Source organism: Chamaesiphon sp. VAR_48_metabat_135_sub (genome assembly GCF_031418915.1).
Classification (GTDB): Bacteria; Cyanobacteriota; Cyanobacteriia; order Cyanobacteriales; family Chamaesiphonaceae; genus Chamaesiphon.
Genome location: NZ_JANOJV010000202.1, coordinates 1 through 10,157, shown reverse-complemented (window position 1 = coordinate 10,157; position 10,157 = coordinate 1). Strand labels below are relative to the sequence as shown.

Sequence of the window (10,157 nt, the reverse complement as noted above, 5' to 3'; positions counted from 1 at the left end):
ATAGGCTTTCAAACTATATAGTTGTCTAGGTTCAGGGCGGAAAGATTGGCTCTGGCAGCGGCTTTCGTCGTCTGCGTTTCGCTGTTTCCCTCGACCGCTTTATTAATATAACTCGAACTCCAGGGGTTTGTCAACTCTTTTCCCTGAATTTGTTCTCTTTGTTGCTTCGTAAGGGTTTGAGTAGTTTTTAGTGACTTTTATCTAGATATTTTGGCAAAATACTTTTCAAATTCATCGATATTTTTGGGAGCAAGTGTTGAATTGTTGCCTAAACGCACGTAATTGCTTGGTTTTTTCTTGTAAAACCTCTAGAGCGAGTTCAAAGCAATTATAGAGTGTGAGAACGATGAATTATTTGCGCTGGTTGGATTGTCGATCGATAGTGCTAGTTAGTCTCTTATATAGTGGGAGTCTGGTTTTAAATAGCTGTGGTAGGGCACCGACAGAGGAATGAGCTTCGATGGGTGCGCCGATGGCATCGATGGCCGGTGAGGTGTCTGGCGCAGTCAGTGCAGATCGTCAGGCTACGAATAATAAGGCTAACCGCGCACCGAAATCTGCTGTGCAGATCCCCCAAAAACCTCAATTAATCAGAACAGCCGATCTTTCGCTGCGACGGGAATCGATCGACAAAATGATGGTACAACTGCGCCGGATGGTGCAAAGTAAACAGGGTGACATTTACGATTTTCAGGATGAGCGACCTCAAGGTAACGGTCAACGCCGTCAGGCAAGTTTGGTGTTAAAGGTACCTTGTGTGGCGATTAGGACATCTCGACCATTACTGCGATACCCCCGATTTCTTGGAGAAGTCGGGGGTATCGCAGTAATGGCTCTGGTAACTGATATAAATGATTAAGTGTAAGATTGAACGAGTTCGCTCAATCCATTGACACTAACACCATTGCCGATCGCGGCCATTTTCCACTCTTCATTGTGACGATAGACTTCGGCTAAAACCATGCCAGTCATGCCTTGATAATCTTGACCTGAGAGATTGAATCTGGCTAGTTCTTTGTTATTAGCTGTATTAACTAGCCGCACAAAGGCATTTTCGATTTGACTAAAATCTTGCTTCCGAGCTTGACAATCGTAGATATTTACCACAAATACTAGTTTGCTAATGGTGGTGGGAATGCGTGATAAATCGATAATAATTATTTCATCATCACCATCGCCCGCACCTGTGAGATTATCGCCTTGGTGGACGATCGCACCGGAAGGATGGCTGAGATTGCCGAAGTAGATAATATTGTGATTATCGATTAATTTGCCAGCATCATTGAGACAAATTACCGAAGCATCTAGATCGTACTCTTCGCCTGCTTTGTTGCCAAAGTTGCTAAAAAATCCACCACCAGCACGTTTGATGACATCCCAACCTAATCCGCAGACAATCTTGGTGAGTCCTGGTGCTTCCTTGGATAGAGAAATGCGCTGTCCTTTTTGTAGACTAATTGCCATAATTGACACCTCCTGTTCGATTGATAGTTGTTATGCCGGTTGATAGCGATCGAGTAATGCTTGTAAACCGCCTTGATAGCCAGCCCCGACAGCATTTAGTCGCCATTCACCATCTTTGCGATAGAGTTCTGCCATAATGAGAGCTGTTTCGATCGAGTAGTCTTCTACAAGGTCATAACGCACGACTTCTTGCTCGGTTTGGAGATTGACGATGCGAACAAAGGCATTTTGAACTTGACCGAAATTCTGCTTGCGTTCTTGAGCATCATGAATCGTGACTGTGACAACGATTTTCTCGATTTCAGGTGGAACTTGCGTTAACTTGATTTCAACAACCTCATCGTCGCCAGCTCCTGCACCTGTGAGATTATCACCCTTATGCTCGACAGATTTTGCCGCTTCTGGGCTGGTGAGATTATTATAAAAAATGAAATGTTTGTCGGAAATTAATCGATCGTTGCTACCGAGTAGGAATACGGAAGCATCGAGATCGAAATCAACTCCTGTATCTACGGCTTTGACATCCCAACCCAATCCAATGAAAATCTCGGTCAATCCTGGGGCAATTTTATCCAGAGATACGCGTTGCCCTTTGGCTAATGATACTGCCATCTTAAAATAGTCCTTTGCTAATACGTTAGGTACTCTCATCGATTTGAGAGGTCGATCTTGCACTACTGATTTCATACTACTTCAAGTATTCCCAAATTTGGGCAAACTATTGAGATCGCATACTCTCTACTTCTTCTACAACTCCAAGATTGAGATTTCCTGGCAAAGTTCGGGGTATCCCCGAGGTGATATCTTTCCCCTAGGGCTGAAATGATTGCCTAGCAAATGTTATGCCGATTCGATCGCGAGTTAGCTTAGGGTCGATCTCTGGGGCTATTCTGTATTCATGGAAACAAACACAGCCGAACGGGAGCCACCAAGATGAAGACATAACCAACCGCATTAAATTCAAACTTCATGTAGTGAGTAGCTTAATAGCAAAGTACCATTTTTACCCGCAAGGGGCGCAGATCTGAGGGTTATCGCTATTTACGAATCCCCCCTCGAATCGTCGGAAATGCGGGTGCAACTCCCGCCTCACTACCTAAAGGGGTATCGCCAAGTTTGGTAAGGCAACTACTTATCCTTATTCGCTTAATTTGCCCATCAGGGACGACAGAATGAGGGTTATCGGGTGTAGTCATTCGCAGGTTCAATTCCTGCTACTCCTAATTTGGGATTGTAGCTCAGTGGTTAGAGCGTCCGCCTGTCTAGCGGAAAGTCGCGGGTTCAAATCCCGTCAATCTCGTCCGACTCTCTCTGAGAGTTGGTATTTCTGGAACTGTAGCTCAGTGGTAGAGCACCTAAAAACATCCTTCTTCACCTTTTGCCTCTTGGGGACGTAGAACAAGGGTTATCGCCTTCTAAGCGGGAGGTCGTAGGTTCGATTCCTACCAGTTTCATATGACCTTAATCGGTCATAATTTGCTCCCATCGTCTAACGGTTAGGACACGGTGCTTTCTACACCAAAATGGGGGTTCGATTCCCCTTGGGAGTACTACTAATTAAATTTATCTAGTGCAGGTATAATATGTCTTTTTCTGAATCTTCTCGTTCATCTCAACCCTCGATCGTTGACGTAGCCTCTCGTTCCGAGAATCGCCAACCAAATCGAGAGATCTGTCATTATTCCGATCTGCTGCGCCAGTCGATTCGGGAGCGATTTAAAACTGTCACTGAAGATCGACAGGGTAAGGTAAATCTATTTACCACAGCTACTACCAATCTCTTCCAAATTTTCTTAGAATCACTACCCCCCGATTTCCGTCAACATCATACTTGTAATAGCTGTCGGCAGTTTGTCGATCGATATGGTGGGATTGTGACGATCGATCCAGATGGGAAAACGATTCCGGTAATGTGGAATCCAGAACTCGTTCCTGAAGTTTATGCGCCAGCTATCGGTAAGTTGTCGTCAGTCGTGGCTGGAGCGGCGATAGACAATGTATTTCTTTCGGATCTGCAAACTTGGGGCACTCCAGTAACGGGTGTCTGGGAGCATCTGGCGATCGTTCCTGGTAAAGATTTGGTGTTCGAGTCTACAACGATTTATTCGATTTACCAGCTCGTCGCTCAAAAGCAGCAAGAATATCAGATGCTATTACGGGGTTTGGCAGATTTCCCGATTGAAGTAGCAACACAAGCATACTCCCTGCTTTCTAATGAAACACTCTATCGATCGGAAGCATGTCTGGGTATTGCCAAATGGTTTTTGGCTCTCCAACAGCAACGACAATCGGCTCGAAACTCGCGCCTGCGGGAAAATCTGACTTGGTTGGCTGTTGCAAATGCACCTCCAGGCTTTTGTCATATCCGTAGCGGAATGCTCGGTACTCTGCTTGAAGATATTCAAGAGGGGCTGACATTTTCACAAATTGCCGAAAAATTTAATGCCAAAATGAACCCGTTGCAATATCTTCGCCCTCAATCACCGCCAAAAGCGGGGAATATTGCCCAAGCTGAGAAAATTATCGAGCAGCTCCAAACCGCAGGTGCTTTAGATCGGCGATTTGCCAAGCTTGAAGATCTTCAGGCTCTGTGGATGCCAAATCCCACCGCGCCGAAAGTCGAACGCAAAGGTATTTTCGGTCATCTCCAGACGGCTACAACCAAAGTCCAGCAACAGATCGATGTTCCACAGATCGTGATGACTTGGGAAAAGTTTGCTCGAACAATTTTGCCAACGGCTAAAACGATCGAGTATTTTGTGCCTACCAGTCAACAAGCTTATATGGCATTGGTTACAGCCCAAAATCCTGAAGCTCCGCCGATTATTCAATGGGATACGCCAGAGTATCGCAATCCAGTCACTTGGTATTTTTACGCGAATGGTTCGTCACCTAAAGCGTGGAATTTACGATCGAATACTTATTGTGCTGTAACTGCGATCGTGCTTCAGCCTTCATTGTGGAATCAGCCCGAAAAGTTTGCCCACAAAGGTGAAAAGGCGTTTTTGCTCCTGCAAAATGCCAAGGATAAACAATACCAAAAAGGTGCTGGATTTTTCCCTGAATCACTCAAGAGTGAATATCACGGGATTCGATCGACGATGGAAGCTTACGCCAAAGATGCGGTGCTAGAAGGCAAAGATGAAGCGACGGCTTGTGGAATTGGTTTGCAAAAGGGCGGTACTTGGGATTCGATCCTGTTGCGCGTAACAACTGGGAATAATTTGCAAGTTAAGTATCAACTCGATCGATGGGATTGATGTTGTGTTTGTTAACTAATCTAGCTTCATTTGGGCACCACCTGGGGATGAATCTCCAGGCTAATAGCTCAAGTCCACTTCAGTGGACTGAAGAATCTGACAGTCCACTGAAGTGGACTTGAGCCACTAGCCCGCACTTTAGTCGCGGGCGGATGATGAACGTAGCCAACATTGCACTATCCACTTTTACATTATTGCCCTCACGGGCTGAAGGAGGTTAAAAATAATGGTTTATCAATTCTTTTTCGGTAACAAACAAACTCAAAATACACCCCTGCTTGGTGCAACGCACGCTGAGGAAGCCTCAGCGCGATTGCATCCGCAAAATAAACCAATTCCCGGACGCGAATCAGAAATGATTCAAGGTAAATCTGGTGGTTATATGTTTAAGGCTGGGATCTGGCGGACATTGCGGCGGTGCTTGTTAATTGGGACTGGGAATGGTAGTTATTACGCGACTAAATGGGAATTGACTAACGATTTCGTCGATGTTTTAGAACAGGCGATCGCCGAAGATCCCGATCGAGTGGCACAGGAAATCGTCTATGCTTCTGATGGTCGATCGATTAATAATAGTGCGCCAATTTGGGCGTTAGTATTACTCTCGATGGGCGAATCTCCCGCCGCTAAGACAGCTTTTCAATCGATCTTCCCGCAAGTCGTGCGGACAGCCAGTCACTTTTATGAGTGGATGAACTATACCAAATCAGTCCGTGGTTTCGGTAAAATCGTCCGCGAAGCTGGTAAAAATTGGTTGTTACAGGGCGATACCAAAGCACTTGCTTATCAATTGCTCAAATATCAACAACGTCACGGTTTTTCCAATCGCGATGCCCTGCGATTATTTCATACCAAACCGCAAACTGAAGATCGCGATCTCTTGTTTAAATGGGTCGTAAATGGTTGGGATGAATTGCCCCCAGCACCGCCCACAGCAGCATTGAATCAGATCTGGTGGTATGAATGGTTAAAACGCAATCCAGAGCGCACCACAGAGGCAATTTCCAAGGGTCGATTGACTCATGAAATGGCTGCACCTGTTGGTAAAATGGATGTATCAGCTTGGCAGCTATTATTTGAAGATATGCCGATCGGAGCTTTATTACGAAATCTCGGTTCTTTAACCGAAATTGGTGTCTTGGCTTACTCCAAAAAATCCAATAAAAATCTCAACAGAGTTGCAAGTATCCTCAATAGTAAAGAACACTTACGCAAAGGACGAATTCACCCGATCGATGTATTAAAAGCACTCAAAACCTATCAATCTGGCGGTAGATTGGGGAAAAGTAGTAAAACTTGGACTCCAGTACCTCGGATCGTAGATATTTTGGAAACAGCTTTAGAAATGTCTTTCGACGCGATCGAGCCGACTGGTAAGGTATTTATGCACGCTGTAGACATCTCTGGTTCGATGTCTTCCTACTCGGTAAGTTCGATAAATCTCACCTGTTGCGAAATTGCCACCACAATGGCATTAGTATCAGCAAAAGCAGAACAGAATTACATGATTCGTGGTTTTTCCACCAATTTTATCGATCTGAATATTAACCGAAGTGACTCATTTAGTTCGGCAATGAAAAAAGCTAGTGATCTCAACTTTGGAAACACCGATGCCAGTGCTGCTTTTAGATGGATGATAAAAAATAACTGCTATGCCGATGTAATTTGCTTGTGGACGGATTGTGAAAGTTGGGCGGGAAATCAACATCCTACTCAAGCATTAGCAGAATATCGTCAAAAAGTGAATCGAGATGCTAAAGCGATTTATATCTCGCTCGTGCCAAATAATATCTCTTTAGTAGATCCAAAAGATCCGAATTATTGGGATATTGCTGGATTCGATCCTAGCACGCCCAGATTGATTCAATCGATCGCTAGCGGTGAATTATAACTTTTAGAGCCTGTAAGCTACAGGCTCTTTTTTAGTCGATCGCTTTATTACAATTTTGGTGTAAAAATACAACTTATATTTGGCTTTTGTAAAGGACAACCTGTGAGATTACCAAATTTATTACCTTCCAACGAAATAGATTCTAGATTAGGTAGATTGCGTAATGATTGTACGGTAGTAAGTTGATTGTAACGGAGCGATAGCGCGTGCAACTTAGTCAGCTTAGATAAAGGCTGGACATTAGTAATTTTATTATTTGACAGGTACAGTGCATCTATATTGGTTAGGTTAGCTAATGGTTCGATATTATCGATCTCATTTCCATCTAAGACTAGCAGGGTAAGATTTCTAAGATTACCTAATGATTGAAGATTACTTATCCGATTAGATCCCAATGAAAGTGTTTTCAACTTAGTCAGCTTAGATAAAGGCTGAATATTAGTAACTTTATTATTTAGCAGATCCAGTGCAGATAGATTGGTAAGATTGGCTAATGGTTCGATATTATCGATCTCATTTTTATCTAAAACTAGCGTAGTTAAATTTTTGAGACTGCTCAATGCTTGAAGATTGCCGATCTGATTAGACTCCAAGAAAAGTGATCGCAAGTTAGTCAGATTACTTAAAGGCTCGATATTTCTTATCTCATTACTAGGAAGATCGAGACTTGTCAGAGCCAATAAACTTTTATTTCCCTGCTGACAATCGGTAGTATTAACTTTTCCCAGTAATTTTTGTACTGTATGTTTTAGATCGCTAGAAATAGTACCTTGATTTTGACACCAATCTAAAAATGTCGTATATTTTGGTTGTTGGGCATTAGTGGGTATAGTGCGCCCGATCGAATATATCAGACCGATCGATAGCGCAATTCGAGTAAACTGTTGAACTTTCATAGCTTGAAGTTAAATAGCAGAACTAATTATAGTAGTCTGAAGAGCTATCGATCGAATCTAATGGTGCGATCTCATTGGTACGTGTTGAGTCGCTGCGGCTAAGCCGAAGACAGGCATATTTACATAGATTGACTCGTGATTTCCTGGCGCAATCTCGTAGGTTTCGTGCCAAATTCCGACACTACCATCAGCACCAATCGATCGATTAAATTGCTGCCATGCTTTAAGATGTAGATCGCTAGGATTGCGGGCAAAATGAGTCAGCTCGGCTCTCGATTTCCAGTATTGTACCAATCCTACCCCACGTGGATAGAGGAATCGTTCCGCACCCAGAAAACCTTGCTCTGGATGTTGATGTAGTGTCTTTAGCATCGGACCCATCGCGGATGCAGTTGGTAGCCATTTGGAGATAGCTAACAAGTTGTTGATTCGCATCCCAATCATAAACACCACAAATGATTCATCAGTTTGCGCCATAAAACGTCCAGCCATGATTCGAGCCATGATTTTACTCCTAATAAAGAGGGGGGAGAGAGCAAGATTAAAGTCTTAATCGATCGAACATACCAATCTAAATATATACTCAACAAAGTGAGTAAGATTGATACTTGATACTATATACTCAACAAAGTGAGTATGTCAATAACGAATGTGGCATTCCCGAACCAATTTCCTGTTATTGCAAACGGCGATCCCCCCTTTCCCCTTTAACCATTCCCCATTCCCCCCTCATGTCCCTATCCCATGCAATTTTGGCAACATTGAGTAATGGCTGTTACAGCGGATACGACTTATCAAAACAGTTTGCAGGTTCCGTCGGCTTCTTTTGGTACGCCACACAACAGCAAATTTATCGAGAACTTAGCAAGCTAGAAGAGCAAGGTTATCTCAGTGCGGAGTTGGTGCGACAGGAAAATCGTCCAGACAAACGGATGTTGTCGATTACCACAGCGGGGAAGGAATATTTGCGAGAGTGGATTAGTCAACCAGGAACGATAAGTCCGATTAAGGACGATTTACTGGTGAAGCTATTTGCAGGACATTTGGTAGATAGACGGATGATCCTCATCGAACTGCAACATCACCGCACGCAACATCAGGCGACTTTAAATACCTATCGGGAGATCGAACGTCAGGTTTTTGGAGATTCAGCTAAATGTGATGGAGCCGATGAACTGCGTTATCTGACGCTGCTGAATGGGATTCAGGTGGAAAATGGTTGGCTGGCTTGGTGCGAACAGGCGATTGCGATGCTGGAAAACGATTCTCGATGAGAGGCTTTGCCAATGAAATCGCAGCTAAAACCAGGGATTATACTCAGGACATCGTTTTCGATCGATTGATACAATTTAGCTAACAGGGGCAAAAATTATTTAGGATCGTCAACCAGTTCTTGGACATACTTTTAGCTAAAAACTTGAAAGATGCATAAAATGTCCAGATCTGACGGTTTGATGAAATTAGATGTGCGACGCTGATAAGTAAGTCAACATTTATTTGTGTGAGGTCCGATCGTGTTTGAAATGGTCAGCTACAAAAAATTCCGAGATACGCCCAGCGTGCGGTTTTTTGATATTACCGTGCCTGAGTCGAATGTGCGCGATTTGGTAGTCCATCAAGGCCCTGCTGTGAGTCCACCCGATAGTGATGAGGGCTATTGGCAATTTTATCTCCATCCCCACCAGGAGGATAATCTCTTGGCGATATCGGGAGGGAGGACATTTTATTTGGTTAATTTTACCTGGAATTATCCATACCATATCGTGCGACTGGAGAGCGATCGAGAGATTCTGCGCATTCCCAGGGGCACGTTCCATCGTTCGGTTTCCGATCGAAACGGTTCGACGGTGATGAATCAAGCGGTACGCGACCTTGAGGCTACTGTAGCGAGTGAATTCAGAGTCTATAATAGCGGCACGATTCCGCGATTATTACGGGTGACTTCTACTTCGGCTCCATTACCAAAATTGCATGGGTTTCAGTGGTAAAGATGGTGAGGATTGACAAAAATTATTAAGCTAGGTAGATTCAACTATCTAGCTTTAATTATTGGTGTTAAATCCCGCCCATCTCGGAAGCCAGAGTTTTTTTAATCCCCATTCCAAGTTAATTTAGACTCGATTGGTAGATTTATAAAATGGCTTCTTCACCACAGTCGCGGGGTGGAGTTTACCGCGAATTTCGACTTCTACTACTTGTCCGAGTTTGGCAAATGTTGTCGGTACATAAGCAAGGGCGATCGCTTGACCGAGTGTCGGTGACATGGTACCACTAGTGACAATACCTGCGGGCTGACCATCGATAACGATCGGATAATCATGCCGAGCGATATACCGTCCTTGCATATTCAGTCCCACTAGTTTCCGGCTGACTCCCGCCGCTTTTTGCTGTACCAATACATCGCGCCCAATAAAATCACCCTTGGTTTCCAGATGCACCAACCAGCCTAAGCCAGCTTCCAAGGGCGTGGTCGTGTCGCTAATCTCTTGACCGTACAAACACATTGCTGCTTCCAATCGGAGGGTGTCCCGTGCCCCTAAGCCGCAAGGCGTTACACCAGATGCCAGCAGTGCATCCCATAGTTTAATCCCAGTTTCGGGATCGACCATCACTTCAAATCCGTCTTCGCCAGTGTAGCCAGTGCGG

10 protein-coding genes and 4 tRNA genes are annotated in these 10,157 nt (G+C 44.2%); 9 read left to right on the top strand and 5 right to left on the bottom strand.

The window, feature by feature from the left end:
• Positions 1–472: 472 nt before the first annotated feature.
• Positions 473–859: a DUF4349 domain-containing protein gene (locus tag RMO55_RS14575; protein WP_310427597.1), complete on the top strand. Its 387-nt coding sequence runs from the start codon at positions 473–475 to the stop codon at positions 857–859.
• Here RMO55_RS14575 and RMO55_RS14570 read toward each other — a convergent pair.
• Positions 856–1,464: a TerD family protein gene (locus RMO55_RS14570; RefSeq protein WP_310427596.1), complete on the bottom strand. Its 609-nt coding sequence runs from the start codon at positions 1,462–1,464 to the stop codon at positions 856–858. The two genes, RMO55_RS14575 and RMO55_RS14570, sit on opposite strands and share 4 nt — an antisense overlap.
• A gap of 30 nt (positions 1,465–1,494) precedes the next feature.
• Positions 1,495–2,076, bottom strand: a complete 582-nt coding sequence (locus RMO55_RS14565) for a TerD family protein (protein ID WP_310427599.1) — start codon at positions 2,074–2,076, stop codon at positions 1,495–1,497.
• A gap of 488 nt (positions 2,077–2,564) precedes the next feature.
• Here RMO55_RS14565 and RMO55_RS14560 point away from each other — a divergent pair.
• The 6 genes from RMO55_RS14560 (at position 2,565) to RMO55_RS14535 (ending at position 6,615) form a co-directional block, all read left to right on the top strand.
• Positions 2,565–2,687: transfer RNA gene (locus tag RMO55_RS14560), tRNA-OTHER, on the top strand.
• A 4-nt stretch (positions 2,688–2,691) separates the two neighbouring features.
• Positions 2,692–2,764, top strand: a tRNA-Asp gene (locus RMO55_RS14555).
• 29 nt (positions 2,765–2,793) lie between these two features.
• A tRNA-OTHER gene (locus RMO55_RS14550) sits at positions 2,794–2,918 on the top strand.
• A 24-nt stretch (positions 2,919–2,942) separates the two neighbouring features.
• A tRNA-Glu gene (locus tag RMO55_RS14545) sits at positions 2,943–3,014 on the top strand.
• Between the two features lie 33 nt (positions 3,015–3,047).
• Entirely contained in the window at positions 3,048–4,724 is a 1,677-nt protein-coding gene (locus RMO55_RS14540) for a hypothetical protein (protein ID WP_310427595.1), read from the top strand.
• A gap of 226 nt (positions 4,725–4,950) precedes the next feature.
• The gene (locus RMO55_RS14535) at positions 4,951–6,615 is read left to right on the top strand and encodes a TROVE domain-containing protein (protein ID WP_310427594.1); all 1,665 of its coding nucleotides are present in this window, start codon (positions 4,951–4,953) and stop codon (positions 6,613–6,615) included.
• A gap of 47 nt (positions 6,616–6,662) precedes the next feature.
• On the opposite strand, the gene RMO55_RS14530 is transcribed toward RMO55_RS14535, so the two are convergent.
• Positions 6,663–7,511 (bottom strand): leucine-rich repeat domain-containing protein, encoded by an 849-nt coding sequence (locus RMO55_RS14530; RefSeq protein WP_310427593.1) that lies wholly within the window; start codon positions 7,509–7,511, stop codon positions 6,663–6,665.
• A gap of 57 nt (positions 7,512–7,568) precedes the next feature.
• Positions 7,569–8,015, bottom strand: coding sequence for a DUF4188 domain-containing protein (locus RMO55_RS14525; protein ID WP_310427591.1), 447 nt, complete (start codon positions 8,013–8,015; stop codon positions 7,569–7,571).
• A gap of 227 nt (positions 8,016–8,242) precedes the next feature.
• On the opposite strand from RMO55_RS14525, the gene RMO55_RS14520 reads away from it, so the two are divergent.
• Together RMO55_RS14520 and RMO55_RS14515 are read left to right on the top strand one after the other, a co-directional pair.
• Positions 8,243–8,785, top strand: a complete 543-nt coding sequence (locus tag RMO55_RS14520) for a PadR family transcriptional regulator (protein ID WP_310427590.1) — start codon at positions 8,243–8,245, stop codon at positions 8,783–8,785.
• Positions 8,786–9,025: 240 nt separating this feature from the next.
• A complete protein-coding gene (locus RMO55_RS14515; RefSeq protein ID WP_310427589.1) occupies positions 9,026–9,499 on the top strand; it encodes a redox protein in 474 nt (157 codons plus the stop codon).
• 123 nt (positions 9,500–9,622) lie between these two features.
• Here the strand turns inward: RMO55_RS14515 and gcvT are convergent.
• Positions 9,623–10,157, bottom strand: a 535-nt coding sequence (gene gcvT, locus RMO55_RS14510; RefSeq protein WP_310427586.1) for a glycine cleavage system aminomethyltransferase GcvT, incomplete at its 5' end; no start/stop codon positions are given.

Coding starts and splice junctions, on each gene's coding strand:
- RMO55_RS14575 (WP_310427597.1), top strand. CDS start 473: ATGGCATCGATGGCCGGTGAGGTGTCTGGCGCAGTCAGTGCAGATCGT.
- RMO55_RS14570 (WP_310427596.1), bottom strand. CDS start 1,464: ATGGCAATTAGTCTACAAAAAGGACAGCGCATTTCTCTATCCAAGGAA.
- RMO55_RS14565 (WP_310427599.1), bottom strand. CDS start 2,076: ATGGCAGTATCATTAGCCAAAGGGCAACGCGTATCTCTGGATAAAATT.
- RMO55_RS14540 (WP_310427595.1), top strand. CDS start 3,048: ATGTCTTTTTCTGAATCTTCTCGTTCATCTCAACCCTCGATCGTTGAC.
- RMO55_RS14535 (WP_310427594.1), top strand. CDS start 4,951: ATGGTTTATCAATTCTTTTTCGGTAACAAACAAACTCAAAATACACCC.
- RMO55_RS14530 (WP_310427593.1), bottom strand. CDS start 7,511: ATGAAAGTTCAACAGTTTACTCGAATTGCGCTATCGATCGGTCTGATA.
- RMO55_RS14525 (WP_310427591.1), bottom strand. CDS start 8,015: ATGGCTCGAATCATGGCTGGACGTTTTATGGCGCAAACTGATGAATCA.
- RMO55_RS14520 (WP_310427590.1), top strand. CDS start 8,243: ATGTCCCTATCCCATGCAATTTTGGCAACATTGAGTAATGGCTGTTAC.